Source organism: Janthinobacterium sp. EB271-G4-3-2, from assembly GCF_020858035.1.
GTDB lineage: Bacteria > Pseudomonadota > Gammaproteobacteria > Burkholderiales > Burkholderiaceae_D > Janthinobacterium > Janthinobacterium aestuarii.
The window spans coordinates 129,800-145,981 of the sequence record NZ_JACYMG010000014.1 but is presented as its reverse complement, the minus strand read 5'-3'; the positions used below and the strand labels follow the sequence as shown (position 1 = coordinate 145,981).

The following is a 16,182-nucleotide window of genomic DNA, read 5'->3' as shown; positions in this document are numbered from 1 at the left end:
GGATTATGCGCGGCCTTGCCCCGCTAATCCGACCTACATCCTCATACCACGCGGCAAAACCGCGCCTGTCCCGTAGGTCGGCTTAGCCCGCCAGGGCGTAAGCCGACGTGCGCTGCCGACCGAGCTTGTCGGATTACGCGCGGGGCGCCAATCCGACCTACATTCTTTATTTATTTTGCGTCCAGCGCGCGCTCGACGAAATCGAGGCGGTCCTGGCCCCAGTACCCTTCGCCATCGACGATGTACCACGGCGAGCCGAAGACGGAAGCGGCGGTAGCTGCCTCCGTGTTGGCGTCGTATTCCGCCTGCACGCTGGCCGTCTCCGACGTTTTCAGCAACTGGCGGCCATCGAAACCGGCGTCAACGGCGATCTGCACCAGCGTTTCTTCGTCACCGATGTTGCGCTCTTCGGCCCACAGGCCGCGCATGATGGCGTGCGCCAGGTTCAGCGACGCTTCCACGCCGTGCGCCAGGCGCGTGGCGATGATCAGCTTGGCCGACGCTTCCGGCGACACGGGGAAGAACTTCGGCTGCAAGGTCAATGGCACTTGCAGAAAGGCAGACCAGCGCGCCAGTTCGGCCAGGCGGTAGGCCTGGCGCTGCGGCGCGCGCTTGGCCAGCGGCAGGCCGCCCGAGACGCTGAAGACCTTGCCCAGGTCGAAGGGACGCACGTCGATCTGTGCGCCCGTCTTCGCGGCGATGGCCATCAGGCGCGCGTGGCCCAGGTAGGTCCATGGCGAGTGGGGGGCGAAGAAATACTGCACGACTTTGTTCTGACTTGCACTCATCTCGACTCCCTTAGAAAGGCTTGACCACGACCAGCACGACGACGGCCAGCAGCATCACCACCGGCACTTCATTAAACCAGCGGAACCAGGTGTGGCTGCGCTTGTTGAGACCTTTTTCAAACTTGCGCAGGATGGAACCGCAGGCGTGGTGATAGCCGAGCAGCAGCACCACGAACGTCAGCTTGGCGTGCATCCAGCCCGGCATCTTCATGCGGCCTTCGCCCCCGCCGTACAGCATCCACATCAGGGCCAGCCCCAGCACCATCGCCGGCAGCGCCAGCAACGACATGAAGCGGTACAGCTTGCGCGCCATCAGCAGCAGGCGCTCGGTGGCCACCGTTTCCGTCTCCATCGCCAGGTTCACGAAGATGCGCGGCAGGTAAAACAGGCCGGCGAACCAGGACATGACGAAGATGATGTGGAAGGCTTTGGTCCAGAGAAAGAGCATGGGGTTCCCAGTGTCGGAGGTGGAGAAAAACAGAGCGCGGGCCGCCTTGTGGGCCGCCCGCGAGGAGACTACTTGCGGATTTCGCCGTGGCCGAATACCACGTACTTGAGCGAGGTCAGGCCTTCCAGTCCCACCGGACCGCGCGCGTGCAGCTTGTCGTTCGAGATGCCGATTTCGGCGCCCAGGCCATATTCGAAGCCGTCGGCGAAACGCGTCGACGCGTTCACCATCACCGAGGCGGAATCGACTTCGCGCAGGAAGCGCAGCGCATCGCTGTAGTCTTCCGTAATGATCGATTCCGTGTGCTTCGATGAATATTGGTTGATGTGGTCCATCGCCTCATCGATGCCGTCGACGACCTTCACCGACAGGATGGCCGCCAGGTATTCGGTGGACCAGTCTTCCTCGGTGACGTGTACCAGGTGCGGATACGCAGCGGCGGCCAGGATCGCATGGCTTTCCGGATCGGCGCGCAGTTCCACCTGCTTGGTCAGGTACAGCTCGGCCAGCTGCGGCAGTACGGTGGCGGCGATGGCGCGCGACACCAGCAGGGTTTCCATGGTGTTGCAGGTGCCGTAGCGGTGGCACTTCGCGTTGAAGCCGATATCGATCGCCTTCCTGATATCGGCCTTGGCGTCGATGTAGACGTGGCAGATGCCGTCGAGGTGCTTGATCATGGGTACCGTAGCTTCTTCCATCAGGCGCGCGATCAGGCCCTTGCCGCCGCGCGGCACGATGACGTCCACGTACTGCGGCATGGTGATCAAGGCACCGACGGCGGCGCGGTCGGTGGTGTCGATGACTTGCACGGCATCGGCCGGCAGGCCTGCTCCCTGCAAGCCTTCGGCCACCAGCTTGGCCAGCGCGCGGTTGCAGTGTATCGCTTCCGAGCCGCCGCGCAAGATCGTCGCGTTGCCGCTCTTGATGCACAGGCCGGCCGCGTCCACCGTCACGTTCGGACGCGCTTCATAGATGATGCCGATGACGCCCAGCGGCACGCGCATCTGGCCCACCTGGATGCCCGTCGGGCGGAATTTCATGTTCGAGATTTCGCCGATCGGATCGGCCAGCGAGACGATCTGCGTCAAGCCTTCGACCATGGTGGCGATGGCGGCGTCGGACAGGGTCAGGCGGTCGAGCATGGCCGGCGCCAGGCCGGCGGCAGCGGCCGCATCGAGGTCGCGCTGGTTGGCGGCGCGCAGCAGATCGGCATCGCGCACGATGGCGGCGGCGATCAGGCTCAAGGCGCGGTTGCGCGTGGCGCTGTCGGCACGCGCCATGGCGCGCGAAGCGGCGCGCGCGCGCGTGCCCACGTCCTGCATATATTCTGTGATGTCCATGCTCGTATCCATAAAAGTTAACCTCGGGCGATCTTCAGGCCCAGCTGCAGCATGGCGTCCCAGGCATCGCCCGCGTAGCCCTTGGCGCGCAAGCCCTTGATCATCTTGTCCACCTGCGCCGCCTGCTGCAGCGCCGCTTCCAGCACAGGCAGCGAAATGCGCCGCAGGGCCGGTTCCATCATCCGCTCGCGCGGACCCCAGATGCGGTATTCCTTCAGCAGCGCGCCCAATGGACGCCCTTGCGCCATGCCGGCCTTCAATTTTAACAGCGTACGGATTTCCTCGGAGACGGCCCACAATACCAGCGGCAGTGCCTCGCCCTCGCCTTTCAAGCCTTCGAGCATGCGCACCAGGCGCGCCGGGTCGCCGGCCAGCATGGCTTCGGACAGCTTGAAGACATCGTAGCGGGCCACGTTCAGCACCGCGTCCTGCACTTGTTCGTACGTCAGCTTGCCCGCGGCATGCAACAAGCCCAGTTTCTGGATTTCCTGGTGCGCCGCCAGCAAGTTGCCTTCCACCCGTTCGGCGATGAAGTCGATGCTGGCCCGTTCGGCGCTTTGTCCCTGCGCGGCCAGGCGCTGCGATATCCATGCCGGCAACTGCGCCCGTTCCACATTCGGAATGTCGATATACACGGCCGCCTGCTGCAGGCTGGCGACCCAGGCCGCCTTCTGCGTGGCCCAGTCCAGCTTGGGCAAGGTGATCAGGGTGAGATTATCGGGACTGAGGTTTTTGGCGTAGCTTTGCAGCGCCGCGCCGCCATCCTTGCCCGGCTTGCCGGTGGGGATGCGCAGCTCGATCAGTTTTTTATCGCCGAACAGCGACAGCTCCTGATTCGCCGCCAGCAGTTCGCCCCACTTGAAGCTGCGCTCCACCGTCAGCACGTCGCGCTCGGAATACCCTTGCGCGCGTGCCGCGCGGCGGATCTTGTCGGCCGCTTCCAGCGCCAGCAAGTGTTCGTCGCTGGTGATCACATACAGCTGCGCCAGCGGCTTGGCCACATGCCCATCGAGCGCGTCTATCCGCAATTGCATGGCGTCCCCGTTACTGCTGCGGGGCTGCCGGCGCGACCGGCGTCACGGGCGCCACCGACATGGCCGGCAGCACCGGCTTGATGGCGGCCAGGCGGCGCATGATCTGCTGCACCAGGTCGTTGCGCATGTCGCGGTACAGCGCCGCTTCCTCGGTTTCCTTGGCCAGCACCTGCCTGTCGTCGAAGGTGATAGGACGCACCAGGCTGATGGTCGTCGGCGCCAGCAGCTGGTTGCCGGCCTTGTCCAATACGCGGAAATTGATCGCATAGCCAAGTTGGTACTCTTGTACGCGGCCGCTGGTGTTCAGGGACAAAATGGTCTTGGTACGATTCCTCTCCGGATCGGTGAGCACCTCAAGGACGGCGTCGGCGCCATCCTTGGTATTGACCACCTCCGTGCTGCCAATGGCGCGGATATAGCGTTTCAGACCGATCGCCAGCGGCGACGAGTCGGGCAAGCCGATGTACATCGTCGCGAACGGCAGCATGAAACTGCCGTTCGAACCGCGCAAATGAAAGCCGCAGGCCGACAGCAGGACGGTCAGGCCCAACGCCAGTACGGCGCGGCGGCCCAACAGCGATACTTGAGAGGAAGTCGTCATGATTACACCACGATGCTGATTAACTTGCCTGGCACGACGATGATCTTCTTCGGCGTGGTCTCGACGTACTTCTGCACACTTTCGCACGCCAGCGCGGCCGCTTCGATACTGGCCTTGTCCGCATCCTTGGCAACCGTGATCGAGCCGCGCAGCTTGCCGTTCACCTGGATCATCATCTCGATCTCGGACTGTTCCAATGCGGCCGGGTCGACCTGCGGCCATGCCACGTTCAACAGGTCGCCGTGCACGCCAGCGTAGCCCAATTCCTGCCACAGCACGTGGGTGATGTGCGGCGCGACAGGGTTGAGCAGGCGCAGGAAGATGGAGAAGCCTTCGGCGATCAGCGCCTTCGACTGCGCGCTGTCATCGAGCTTGGCCGATTCCAGGGTGTTGAGCATCTTCATGCAGGCCGACACGACGGTGTTGTACTGGATGCGCTTCAAGTCGTAATCGGCTTGCTGCAGCAGCTTGTGCAATTCGCGGCGCAGGTTTTTCTGCGCGTCGCCCGTGGCCGGTGCGGCGCCGCCAGCCAGTGCGGCCTGGATCGTCGCCGACTGCGCATAGCCGAAGTTCCACACGCGGCGCAGGAAGCGGTTCGCGCCTTCGACGCCGCTGCCCGACCATTCCAGCGTCTGTTCCGGCGGCGAGGCGAACATGGTGAACAGGCGGGCCGTATCGGCGCCATACTGCTCGATCTGCGCTTGCGGGTCGATGCCGTTGTTCTTCGACTTCGACATTTTTTCCGTGCCGCCGATTTCCACCGGCTGGCCGTCGGCCACCAGGACGGCGCTTTGCGGACGGCCCTTGTCATCGAGGGACAGACGCACGTCGTCCGGGTTGAACCAGGTGGTCTTGCCCGCCGCATCCTTGCGGAAGTAGGTTTCGTTGAGCACCATACCTTGCGTCAGCAGGTTGACGAACGGCTCGTCGAACTTGACCAGGCCGAAGTCGCGCATGATCTTGGTCCAGAAGCGCGCGTACAGCAAGTGCATGACGGCGTGCTCGATGCCGCCGATGTACTGGTCCATCGGCATCCAGTAATCGTTGCGCGCGTCGACCATGGCGTCGTTCGAGCCTGGCGAGGTATAGCGCATGTAGTACCACGACGAATCGACGAAGGTATCCATGGTGTCCGTCTCGCGGCGCGCCGGCTTGCCGCACTGCGGGCAGTCGCACTGCAAGAAGGCTTCATATTTGTTCAGCGGATTGCCCGTGCCGTCCGGCACGCAGTCTTCCGGCAGCACCACCGGCAAATCTTTTTCCGGCACCGGCACCACGCCGCAATCGGCGCAATGGATCATCGGGATCGGCGTACCCCAGTAGCGCTGGCGCGAAATGCCCCAGTCGCGCAGGCGGAACGTGGTTTTCTTTTCGCCCAGGCCCAGCTCCGCCAGGTCGGCGGCCACCGCATCGACGGCGGACGCGAAATGCAGGCCGTCGTACTTGCCGGAGGCGACGCAGACGCCATCCTTGCTGCCATACGATTCCTGCCAGGCATCCGTCGAAAATTCCTGGCCCTTGATTTCGATCACTTGCTTGATCGGCAGATTGTATTTCTTGGCAAAGCCGAAATCGCGTTCGTCGTGCGCCGGCACGCCCATCACGGCACCGTCGCCGTAGGTAATCAGCACGTAGTTGCCGACCCAGACTTCCACTTGCGCGCCCGTCAACGGATGGGTGACGAACAGGCCGGTCGGCATGCCCTTCTTCTCCATCGTTGCCATGTCCGCTTCGATCACGGAACCGAGCTTGCATTCGGCGTTGAAGGCCGCCAGCGCGGGATTGCTTTGCGCGGCGTGGATGGCCAGCGGGTGCTCGGCGGCCACGGCGCAGAAGGTTACGCCCATTACGGTGTCCGGGCGCGTGGTAAACACATACAGCTTGCCGTCGCCGATCAGGCTACCTCCGGCATCCGCGATTGTGTGCGGGAAGGCGAAGCGCACGCCCGTCGACTTGCCGATCCAGTTGGTCTGCATGGTGCGCACGCGCTCGGGCCAGCCCGGCAACTTGTCGTCCACATAGGCCAGCAATTCTTCCGCGTAATCGGTGATGCGCGCGTAGTACATCGGGATTTCGCGCTTTTCGATCAGCGCGCCCGAACGCCAGCCCTTGCCATCGACGACTTGTTCGTTGGCCAGCACGGTCTGGTCGATCGGGTCCCAGTTCACGGTACCGGTCTTCTTGTAGATGATGCCTTTTTCCAGCATCTTGAGGAACATCCACTGGTTCCATTTGTAGTATTCGGGCTTGCAGGCCGTCATTTCGCGCGACCAGTCGATGGCAAGACCCATCGATTCCATCTGCTGCTTCATGTGGGCGATGTTCGAATACGTCCATTGCGCGGGCGGCACGTTGTTGGCCATGGCCGCGTTTTCCGCCGGCATGCCGAACGCATCCCAGCCCATCGGCATGAGCACGTTGTAGCCGTTCATGCGCAGGTAGCGGTACATCACGTCATTGATCGTATAGTTGCGCACGTGACCCATGTGCAGCTTGCCCGAAGGGTAAGGCAGCATCGAGCAGGCAAAATACTTGCCTTTTGGGAAACGCGGGTCGTGTTCGACGGCTTTATAGGCGTCGATCGCCTTCCAGTGCGATTGGGCGGCTTGTTCGACGTCGGCGGGACTATATTTGTCTTGCATAATGGATGTGCGACCAGCGTGGCCCGGCCAATAGTGGATATGAACCGAGCATTATACTGGTTGTCGCCGCCCGATAGCGCGGCGCGCTGGCGGCCCGGGCGCGCATATTTTGGCCGGCGCACGATTATGCTGTGTAAGATATACGCAATCTTGTTCTTTGCATCAAAGCCGGTCATGATCGTCTACCAGGAATATCCGCCCCTCCCCGCCCTGCGGCCCTGGCTGGAGTGCGTCTGGACGTGCCGCGTGCAGACGGGGGCCACGCCCTTCACGCACCAGGTCTTGCCCGACAATTGCATCGACATCCTGTGCCAGGACCAGCAGGACGCCAGCTTTGCCGTCGGCATGATGACGGCGCCGATTGCCGTCGTCAGCCAGGGCCTCGTGCAGACGGTGGCGGCCCGCTTCAAGCCGGGCGCGGCGGCACGCTTCTTCCAGCTGCCCTTGTGCGAACTCAACGATGGCCGCACGGGATTGCAGCAGCTGTGGGGCCGCGAGCTGGCGGCGCGTCTCGGTGATGCGCTATGGAGCGAGCCTTTGAGCAACACGCAGCGCATCGCCATCCTGCAAGATTATCTGCTGCTGCGCCTGCGCACCGCGCCGCCACGGCACCAGGCCGGTGCGGCCGAGCATGCGATCGCGGCCATCGAGGCGGCATCGGGCCAGGTGCGCGTGGATGGCCTGGCGCGGCAGCTGGGCGTGTCACGCCAGCACCTGGCGCTGCAATTTCGCCAGCAAGTGGGCATCAGCCCGAAGCTGTTTGCCCGCATCTGCCGCTTCCGCGCGGCCAGCCAGGGCATGCGAAGCCTGAACGGACAACAGGACTGGGCGCAAGTGGCCTTGCAATATGGTTATTTCGACCAGTCGCACCTGATCCACGACTTCCAGGATTTCGCCCGCAGTTCGCCCGAGGCGTGGCTGGCGGGCCGGCGCACTTGAATACCTTCCATTTTTACAATCATGCGCCGCGCACCGGTGGCATGATGGCCTTATTCTTCATTCATCAGGAGCAGAACATGATCAAGGGTTTACGCACCGTCACCTATCCCGTCCCCGACCTGGACAAGGCCAAGGCCTGGTACAGCCAGGTATTCGGCACGGCCCCCTACTTCGACCAGCCGTTCTATGTCGGCTTTGCCATCGGCGGCTTCGAGCTGGGCTTGCTGCCGGACGGCCAGCCTGGCACGCAGGGCAGCGTGACGTACTGGGGCGTGGACGGCATCGAGGCAGAGGCCGAGCGCATCGTTGCGCTGGGCGGCACCCTGCACCACCCGCTCACGGACGTGGGCGACGGCATCCGCACGGTGGAATTGCTCGACCCGTTCGGCAACCAGATCGGCCTGATCGACAATCCCCATTTCGATACCGCCAAGGTCGCCTAAGCCGCCTCGTCCTGCAACCATCGCCGGAACTGCTGCAAGGCCAGTTTTTCATGCGCCGCCTCGGGCGTGATCAGGTAATACGCGCGCTGGCCGCGCAGTGGGCGCTCGCATGCGATGCGCAGCTCGCCGCGCGCCAGTTCCGCCTCGACCAGCATGCGTGGCAGCAAGACCACGCCCTGCCCCTGCACGGCCGCCATGGCCAGCATGGAAAACAGCTCATAGCGGGCGCCGTAGCGCGCCCCTTCCCCATCGACCTGCATGGCGTCAAACCACTGGCGCCAGGCGCCCGGGCGCGTACTTTGTTGCAACAAGGTCAGCTCCAGCAAATCCTGCGGCTGCCAGGCGCTGCGCGTGGCCAGCAGACGGGGGCTGGCGACGGGCACGATTTCTTCATGCATGAGCAAGGTGGCGCGCGTGCCGGGCCAGCGCGCCAGCTGCTCGGGCGTGCCCGCGTACAGCGCGCCGTCGTATTCCGTATCGGCAAACATGAACGGTTTCGTGTAGGCGTCGATGTGCACGACGATGTCCTGGTGCAAGCCCGCCAGTGACGACAGCCGTGGCATCAGCCAGCGCGTGGCGAACGTGGGTACCGAAGCCAGCTGCAAGGCCCCGCCACCGCCCTGGCGCGCCATGGTGTCGAGCGTGTCGCGCTCGAGGCCATCGAGACGGGCCGCGATCTGCCGCGCATACGCGGCGCCGGCGCTGGTCAGCAGCACGCCATGGCGCGTGCGCTGGAACAGTTGCACGCCAAGAAAGCTTTCCAGGGACGATATCTGGCGCGACACGGCACTTTGCGTCAGCGACAGTTCGCGCGCCGCATGCGTGTAGCTCTGGTGCCGCGCAGCAGCTTCGAAGCAGTTCAGGGCTTGCAGCATGGGAATTTTGCGTGACATGGGGAGTATCCGGCCGGTGAAAGGCTCCTAGTATGCCGCAAGATATGCGCCATACGCATGTCTGGGTGCAAAAAAATCGTTTGCGCAAGGCTAGGCAAAAACCTACCATGAGCCATATTCAATCTTGCGCCGATCACCGGCGCTCACCTGCGAGGCCTGTGATGAGCAAAACCGTATTCGACTGGAATTCCCCCCTGCTGCTGGAAGAACAACTGACGGGCGACGAACGCGCCGTGCTGGAAGCGGCCCGCGACTATTGCCAGGGCAGCCTGGTGCCACGCGTACTCGAATCGTTCCGCCATGGCCGCACGGACGCGGCCATCTTCCGCGAAATGGGCGAACTGGGCTTGCTGGGCACCACCATTCCCGAAGAATACGGCGGCGCCGGCCTGAACTACGTGTGCTACGGCCTGGCCGCGCGCGAAGTCGAACGCGTCGATTCGGGCTACCGCTCGATGATGAGCGTGCAATCGTCGTTGGTGATGGTACCGATCAACGCTTTTGGCAACGAAGAAACCAAACAAAAATATCTGCCGAAACTGGCGACGGGCGAATTCATCGGCTGCTTCGGCCTGACGGAACCGAACCATGGCTCCGACCCTGGCAGCATGGTCACGCGCGCCCGTAAAGTGCCGGGCGGCTACAGCTTGTCGGGCGCGAAGATGTGGATCACCAACAGCCCGATCGCCGACGTGTTCGTCGTCTGGGCCAAGGACGATGAAGGCGCGATCCGCGGCTTCGTGCTGGAAAAAGGCTGGAAAGGCCTGTCGGCGCCGGAAATCCACGGCAAAGTCGGCTTGCGCACCAGCATCACCGGTGAAATCGTCATGGATGCAGTGTTCTGCCCGGAAGAAAACGCCTTCCCCGACGTGCGCGGCCTGAAAGGCCCGTTCACTTGCCTGAACAGCGCCCGCTACGGCATTGCCTGGGGCGCGCTGGGCGCGGCCGAAGACTGCTACCTGAAGGCCCGCCAGTACACGATGGACCGCCAGCAATTCGGCCGCCCATTGGCAGCGAACCAGCTGGTGCAAAAGAAGCTGGCCGACATGCTGACGGAAATCACCATGGGCTTGCAAGGCTGCTTGCGCCTGGGGCGCATGAAGGATGAAGGCTCGCCGGCCGTGGAAATCACGTCCATCATGAAACGCAACAGCTGCGGCAAGGCGCTCGATATTGCCCGCGTGGCGCGCGACATGATGGGTGGCAACGGCATTTCCGACGAGTTCGGCGTCATCCGCCACTTGGTCAACCTGGAAGTGGTCAACACCTACGAAGGCACGCACGACGTGCACGCGCTGATCATCGGCCGCGCCATCACCGGCATCGCCGCCTTCAACTAATGGACGCCTTGGCTTCCACCTTGCGCCCCGCGCCGCTGACCGGCTTGCGCGTGCTCGACCTGTCGCGCGTGCTGGCCGGCCCGTGGGCCGGGCAAATGCTGGCCGACCTGGGCGCTGACGTCGTCAAGATTGAACAGCCGGGCCGCGGCGACGACACGCGCTCCTGGGGCCCGCCGTATCTGAAAGACGAGGATGGCCGCGACACGGCCGAGGCCGCCTATTTCCAGTGCGCCAACCGCAACAAGCGCTCCCTGTGCATCGACCTGGCCGCGCCAGAAGGGCAAGCGCTGGTGCGCAAGCTGGCTGCCGAATCGGACGTGCTGCTGGAAAACTTCAAGCTGGACGGCTTGAAGCAATACGGCCTCGATGCGGCCAGCTTGCTGGCGCTCAATCCGCGCCTCGTCTACTGCTCCATCACGGGCTTTGGCCAGGATGGGCCGTACGCGGCGCGCGCCGGCTATGACTTCCTGATCCAGGGCATGGGCGGCTTGATGAGCATCACGGGCGTGCCCGATGGCCAGCCGGGCGCCGGGCCGCAAAAAGTGGGCGTGGCGCAGACCGACATCCTGACGGGCCTGTACGCCACCATCGCCGTGCAGGCGGCGCTGGCCGAACGGGAACGCTCGGGCCTGGGCCAGCATATCGACCTGGCCTTGCTCGACGTGCAAGTGGCGGCGCTGGGCAACCAGGCCGCCAATTACCTGTGCGGCGGCAAGGTGCCCCAGCGCATGGGCAATGCGCATCCGAACATCGTGCCCTACCAGGACTTTCCTACGGCCGATGGCGACATGATTCTGGCGATCGGCAACGATGGGCAGTTTTCGCGCTTTTGCGCCGTCGCCGGCCACCCGGAATGGGCGCAGGATGAACGCTTCGCCACCAATCCGCAGCGCGTGGCGCACCGGGCGATCCTGATCCCCTTGATGCGCCAGACCACGGTCATGCGCACGACGGCCGAGTGGATCAGCGCCTTCGAGGCGCAAGCCGTGCCGTGCGGCCCCGTCAACCGCATCGACCAGGTGTTTGCCGACCCGCAAGTGGTGGCACGTGGCTTGAAAGTGGAGATGCCGCATCCGACGGCGGGCACGGTGGCACTGGTGGCCAATCCCGTGCGCCTGTCCGGCTCGCCGGTACAGTACCGCTTGCCGCCGCCCTTGCTGGGGCAGCATACGGACGAGGTGCTGCAGCAGTGGCTGGGCCTTGATGGCGGCGAGATCGACGGTTTGCGCGAGCGCAAGGTGGTGTAAATGTTGGGCAGGTCGGGTTAGCGCTTGCGCGTAATCCGACTTGCACAGCCAACAATGTGTCGGATTACGCGGCGCTGCCGCTAATCCGACCTACGATGCTATTCACTTGAGTACCAGTTTCAATGCCGGTTTTTCACCGTAATCGTCATAGCGCTCATTGATGCCGGCGATGCAAAACGTGATTTCTTCCAGCAAGTCCGGCACTTGCGCCTTCATGCTTTCCGCATCCTGCACAACAATCTCGAGCACTTCGTTCGGCTTCAAACGGAACTGCGTCATGTTTTCATCGTCGCGCAGGTAGCTGAGGCAATCGACCCAGGCATCCATGCTGTTGCCGTAGAACTCGGGGAAACCGAAGGCTTGCACGCATTGCGCGTGAAAGCTCGCTTCGTCGCTGATGTCTTTTCCATTCAGGATGGCAGTGGCCATGGTCTTCCTCAGTTCTTCAGCGACAGCACATCCTGCATGTCGAACAGGCCGGTCGGCTTGTCGGCCAGGAAACGCGCGGCGCGCAGGGCGCCGTGGGCGTAGGTGACGCGGCTGCTCGACTTGTGGCTGATCTCGATGCGCTCGCCGATGCCGGCAAACAGCACCGTATGGTCGCCGACGATATCGCCGCCGCGGATGGTGGCAAAGCCGATGGTCGACGGGTCGCGTTCGCCCGTCACGCCTTCGCGGCCGTACACGGCGCATTCCTTCAGGTCGCGGCCCAGGGCGCCGGCCACCACTTCCCCCATTTGCAGGGCAGTGCCCGAGGGCGCATCGACCTTGTGGCGGTGATGCGCTTCGATGATTTCAATGTCGTAGCCTTCGGACAGGCTTTTCGCGGCCAGTTCCAGCAGCTTCATGGTGACGTTTACGCCCACGCTCATGTTCGGTGCGAACATGATGGCAGTTTTTTCGGCGGCCGCGGCAATGGCGGCCTTGCCAGCGTCATCGAAACCGGTGGTGCCGATGATCATCTTGATGCCGTGCTCGGCGCAATACGCCAGATGCTGCAAAGTGCCTTCGGGGCGCGTGAAGTCGATCAGGTAATCGGCGCCGGCCAGGCCGGTGGCCAGGTCGGACTCGATCGGCACGCCGGCAGGCTTGCCGAGGAAAGCGGCGGCATCCTGGCCGACGGACGGCGAACCGGCGCGATCGAGCGCGCCAGCGAGCACGGCGTCGGGCGCGTTGCTGACGGCTTCGATCAGGATATGGCCCATGCGGCCGCTGGCGCCAGCGATGGCGATTTTCAGTTCAGTCATTTTATTCTCTTACAACAGCTTATTTGGTGGGTTCGGCAGCAGGTGCAGGTGCAGGCTCGGCGGCAGGCGCCGTTGCGGGTGCAGGGGCAACTTCAGGCTTGCTCACAGGAATAGCAGGGGCGGCATCGGCCGGCACCGGCACGGCGCTTGGCGCCACGGGCGATGGCACGACGGCGGCAGGCACGTCGGCCTTGGCAACCTTGGCGAATGGCGACGGACCGGCGATACGGTCGATGTATTCTTTCTCCGTCGGCAAGTTGCCGCCTTCGAAACGTTCCACCTTGCCATCCTTGCCGAAGTACACGACCACGCGGCTGCTGGTGGTTTCGCCACTGCCCCGGGCCAGGCGGAATGGATAATCCCAGCGGTCGGCATGGAAGATATCGGTCAGCAGCGAGGTGCCGAGGACGAAACGCACCTGGTCGCGCGTCATGCCCACTTTCAGCTGGGCCAGCATCTCTTCGGAGACAAAGTTGCCTTGTTGAATGTCAGGACGGTAGGGCGAGAAAAACCACATGAATTTTTGCAGCGGCGTAATGGTGGTCGTTTGTGCGCCCTGTTCAGGAACCACTTCCTTGCCTTCTTTTTGAGCAGCTGCCGGCTTTTCGCCCAGGATGCCACGGCTGGCGCAGCCGGACATGGCCAGCGCGACACAGACCATGCCTGCCACGACTGGTGCTCGGAATGAAATACGGTGCCAGAGAGATGGCAATACAGCCGGTGTTACGCGCATAAATGACCTCAATTTGATGAACAAAACGCCAGGAGTGGCCGGCCTGCCAAAAAATGCATATTTTGGCACTCCCCGCTAAAACGCTATATGATAAAGCACCTGACCCACATACGAGCAACAAACATGAGTAACAATCCTAGTGATCTCAAGGCAAGCGGCCTGAAAGCCACCCTGCCACGGCTGAAGATACTCGATATCTTCCAGAGTAGCCCGGTACGCCACCTGACCGCGGAAGACGTCTACAAGATTCTGCTGGCCGACAATATGGATGTCGGTTTGGCAACTGTCTACCGCGTCCTGACCCAATTCGAACAGGCAGGCTTGCTCAACCGCAACCATTTTGAAACCGGCAAGGCGATTTTCGAACTCAACGAAGGCTCCCACCACGACCACCTGGTGTGCCTCGACTGTGGCCGGGTCGAAGAATTCTTTGACGAAGAAATCGAAATCCGCCAGCAAAAAGTGGCTGAAGAGCGCGGCTTCAAGATCGCCGAACACGCGCTGGCCATCTACGGCAACTGCACCAAGACGGCTTGCCCGCACAAAACCGCCTGATTCGTTCCGGCCGTTCCCATGGAGCGGCTGGCGCGTCAGGCAGTACGATCAATGATGGCTGAGCGCGCTTGACAGCAACTTGGCCGTGATATCGACAATCGGAATGACGCGCTCGTAAGCCATGCGCGTCGGTCCGATCACTCCCAACGTTCCCACAATCTTGCCGTTGACTTCATACGGCGCCGTCACCACGCTCATCTCATCCATCGGCACCAGGTTCGATTCGCCGCCGATGAAAATCTGCACGCCCGTCGCCTTGCTCGACACGTCGAGCAGCTGCATCAAGCCCGTCTTTTGCTCGAACATGTCGAACATCTGGCGCAGCGAATGCATATTCGATGACAGGTCGCTCACGCTGAGCAAGTTGCGCTCGCCGGAAATCACCATGTCGTCGCTATGGTCGGCCATCGCTTCGCTGCCCGCCTCCACGGCCGCCTGCATCAGGCTGCCCATGTCGTCGCGCAACTGGCGCAATTCGCCTTGCAGGCGCACGCGCACGGCGTCGAATGACAGGCCGCCATAGTTCTGGTTGATGTAATTGGCCGATTGCACCAGTTGCGCCGGCGTATAGTCGGCCTCCGTCAGCAATAAACGGTTCTGCACGTCGCCGCCGGGCGCGACGATGACGAGCAGGATGCGTTTTTCGGACAGGCGCAGGAATTCGATTTGCTGGAACACGGATTCGCGGCGCGGGCTGAGCACGACGCCGGCAAACTGCGACAGCGACGACAGCATCTGCGCCGCGTTGGCGATGGTTTTTTGCGGCTGCGGCGTCTGCAGGCGCATGCGCGACTCCACCATGTGCTCGTCCAGATGCCGGACGGTCAGCAAGGTGTCGACAAAGATGCGGTAGCCGCGCGGCGTGGGGATGCGTCCGGCCGAGGTATGCGGACTGGACACATAACCGAGCTCTTCCAGATCGGCCATGATGTTGCGGATCGTGGCCGGCGACAGGTCGAGGCCGGAAATTTTCGACAAGGCGCGCGAACCGACCGGCAGGCCGTCGGCGATATATCGCTCGACCAGGGCTTTCAGCAGTGTTTGGGCACGTGTATCGAGTTGCATGGTGTTTTATTTAAGCAAGTATTTTGTTAGGCAAGCGGCAACGAAAGCGGCCGAACGTGCATCAACAGCGCCTATTATGCACGTTCGTCCGCCCGGCGGCGATCAATCTTCCAGTTGCCCCTGCAGCCACAGCAGCAATTCATCAAAGTTGGCGCAGATGGCGTCGGGCTGCACGCCGGCGGCCAGGTGGGCGTCGCTACCCTTGCGGTTCATCCACACGGCACGCATGCCCGCCCCTTGCGCCCCCGTCACATCGAAATACAGATCGTCGCCGACATACACGGCCTCATGCGGCGCCACGCCCAGCGCGGCGCAAGCGGCCAGGAAGATGCTGGCGTCGGGCTTGGCGACGCCAAAGTCGCTGGCGGCGATCGATACCTTGAAATGCTGCGCCAGGCCGATAATGTCAAGGTCCGCATTGCCGTTCGAGATGGAGCCGACCAGCATGCGCTGGCCCATCCAGGCCAGGCCCGGCAAGACATCGTCATACGGCTGGACGCGATGGCGCGCCGCCAGGAACTGCGCGATGGCGCCGTCGACCAGGGCGGGATCCTCGCCGGCAGCTTCGAAGGCGGTCAGCAGGCCCGCGCGGCGCAACTCGATCAGGTTGCCATGAAAATGCGGTTGTTCATTGAGCATGGCCAGGCGGTGCTGGCGCAGCACCTCGATGGAAAACTGCTGCGCCACCTTGGGCGCATGCGTGGCCAGCCAGTCGTGCAGCAGGGTTTCGGCGGCGGCAATCACGGGCGCGATGGGCCACAAGGTATCGTCAAGATCGAACAGGATGGCCTTGGGCGGCACGGCAGGTTTTACAGTAGCAAGGGACATGGGATTCACGGTGGATGCCGCGTCACGGTGCGCAGCCTG

At 63.0% G+C, this 16,182-nt stretch carries 17 protein-coding genes; 5 read left to right on the top strand and 12 right to left on the bottom strand.

The genetic code is table 11. The features are described 5' to 3' along the window. Nucleotides 1-170: 170 nt before the first annotated feature. The 6 genes from IGS55_RS24395 to leuS form a co-directional block, all read right to left on the bottom strand. Nucleotides 171-788 carry a 2-hydroxychromene-2-carboxylate isomerase gene (locus IGS55_RS24395; protein WP_034745748.1) on the bottom strand — a complete coding sequence of 206 codons (618 nt, stop codon included), beginning with the start codon at nucleotides 786-788 and terminating at the stop codon, nucleotides 171-173. 10 nt (nucleotides 789-798) lie between these two features. Beyond that, entirely contained in the window at nucleotides 799-1,236 is a 438-nt protein-coding gene (locus tag IGS55_RS24390) for a CopD family protein (RefSeq protein ID WP_034745744.1), read from the bottom strand. Nucleotides 1,237-1,304: 68 nt separating this feature from the next. Then, nucleotides 1,305-2,576 (bottom strand): glutamate-5-semialdehyde dehydrogenase, encoded by a 1,272-nt coding sequence (locus IGS55_RS24385; protein WP_230518199.1) that lies wholly within the window; start codon nucleotides 2,574-2,576, stop codon nucleotides 1,305-1,307. A gap of 17 nt (nucleotides 2,577-2,593) precedes the next feature. Further along, a complete protein-coding gene (holA, locus tag IGS55_RS24380; RefSeq protein ID WP_058048018.1) occupies nucleotides 2,594-3,610 on the bottom strand; it encodes a DNA polymerase III subunit delta in 1,017 nt (338 codons plus the stop codon). A 10-nt stretch (nucleotides 3,611-3,620) separates the two neighbouring features. Next, nucleotides 3,621-4,211 (bottom strand): LPS-assembly lipoprotein LptE, encoded by a 591-nt coding sequence (locus IGS55_RS24375; protein WP_230518200.1) that lies wholly within the window; start codon nucleotides 4,209-4,211, stop codon nucleotides 3,621-3,623. 2 nt (nucleotides 4,212-4,213) lie between these two features. Next, nucleotides 4,214-6,853, bottom strand: coding sequence for a leucine--tRNA ligase (gene leuS / locus IGS55_RS24370; protein WP_230518201.1), 2,640 nt, complete (start codon nucleotides 6,851-6,853; stop codon nucleotides 4,214-4,216). A gap of 150 nt (nucleotides 6,854-7,003) precedes the next feature. Between leuS and IGS55_RS24365 the strand changes: the two genes are divergently transcribed. After that, nucleotides 7,004-7,792, top strand: a complete 789-nt coding sequence (locus IGS55_RS24365) for a DUF6597 domain-containing transcriptional factor (RefSeq protein WP_230518202.1) — start codon at nucleotides 7,004-7,006, stop codon at nucleotides 7,790-7,792. Between the two features lie 77 nt (nucleotides 7,793-7,869). Further along, nucleotides 7,870-8,235 (top strand): VOC family protein, encoded by a 366-nt coding sequence (locus IGS55_RS24360; RefSeq protein ID WP_230518203.1) that lies wholly within the window; start codon nucleotides 7,870-7,872, stop codon nucleotides 8,233-8,235. Here the strand turns inward: IGS55_RS24360 and IGS55_RS24355 are convergent. Beyond that, entirely contained in the window at nucleotides 8,232-9,128 is an 897-nt protein-coding gene (locus tag IGS55_RS24355; protein WP_230518204.1) for a LysR substrate-binding domain-containing protein, read from the bottom strand. The two genes, IGS55_RS24360 and IGS55_RS24355, sit on opposite strands and share 4 nt — an antisense overlap. Nucleotides 9,129-9,289: 161 nt before the next feature. Here IGS55_RS24355 and IGS55_RS24350 point away from each other — a divergent pair, with 161 nt between their 5' ends. Both IGS55_RS24350 and IGS55_RS24345 read left to right on the top strand, forming a co-directional pair. Further along, nucleotides 9,290-10,468 (top strand): acyl-CoA dehydrogenase, encoded by a 1,179-nt coding sequence (locus IGS55_RS24350; protein ID WP_230518205.1) that lies wholly within the window; start codon nucleotides 9,290-9,292, stop codon nucleotides 10,466-10,468. Next, nucleotides 10,468-11,715, top strand: coding sequence for a CaiB/BaiF CoA transferase family protein (locus IGS55_RS24345; RefSeq protein WP_230518206.1), 1,248 nt, complete (start codon nucleotides 10,468-10,470; stop codon nucleotides 11,713-11,715). Before IGS55_RS24350 ends, IGS55_RS24345 begins: the two co-directional genes overlap by 1 nt. Nucleotides 11,716-11,817: 102 nt before the next feature. On the opposite strand, the gene IGS55_RS24340 is transcribed toward IGS55_RS24345, so the two are convergent. Genes IGS55_RS24340 through IGS55_RS24330 form a run of 3 tightly spaced genes read right to left on the bottom strand, consistent with a single transcriptional unit; the run spans nucleotide 11,818 to nucleotide 13,623 of the window. Further along, nucleotides 11,818-12,144, bottom strand: a complete 327-nt coding sequence (locus IGS55_RS24340) for a barstar family protein (protein WP_100428423.1) — start codon at nucleotides 12,142-12,144, stop codon at nucleotides 11,818-11,820. Nucleotides 12,145-12,152: 8 nt separating this feature from the next. Next, the gene (gene dapB, locus IGS55_RS24335) at nucleotides 12,153-12,962 is read right to left on the bottom strand and encodes a 4-hydroxy-tetrahydrodipicolinate reductase (protein ID WP_230518207.1); all 810 of its coding nucleotides are present in this window, start codon (nucleotides 12,960-12,962) and stop codon (nucleotides 12,153-12,155) included. A gap of 19 nt (nucleotides 12,963-12,981) precedes the next feature. Next, the gene (locus tag IGS55_RS24330) at nucleotides 12,982-13,623 is read right to left on the bottom strand and encodes an outer membrane protein assembly factor BamE (RefSeq protein WP_230518282.1); all 642 of its coding nucleotides are present in this window, start codon (nucleotides 13,621-13,623) and stop codon (nucleotides 12,982-12,984) included. Between the two features lie 195 nt (nucleotides 13,624-13,818). On the opposite strand from IGS55_RS24330, the gene fur reads away from it, so the two are divergent. Next, a complete protein-coding gene (gene fur / locus IGS55_RS24325; protein ID WP_034745717.1) occupies nucleotides 13,819-14,250 on the top strand; it encodes a ferric iron uptake transcriptional regulator in 432 nt (143 codons plus the stop codon). Between the two features lie 48 nt (nucleotides 14,251-14,298). On the opposite strand, the gene hrcA is transcribed toward fur, so the two are convergent. Beyond that, nucleotides 14,299-15,315 carry a heat-inducible transcriptional repressor HrcA gene (hrcA, locus tag IGS55_RS24320; protein WP_035822689.1) on the bottom strand — a complete coding sequence of 339 codons (1,017 nt, stop codon included), beginning with the start codon at nucleotides 15,313-15,315 and terminating at the stop codon, nucleotides 14,299-14,301. Between the two features lie 102 nt (nucleotides 15,316-15,417). Next, the gene (locus IGS55_RS24315) at nucleotides 15,418-16,143 is read right to left on the bottom strand and encodes an HAD family hydrolase (RefSeq protein ID WP_230518208.1); all 726 of its coding nucleotides are present in this window, start codon (nucleotides 16,141-16,143) and stop codon (nucleotides 15,418-15,420) included. Nucleotides 16,144-16,182: the final 39 nt, after the last annotated feature.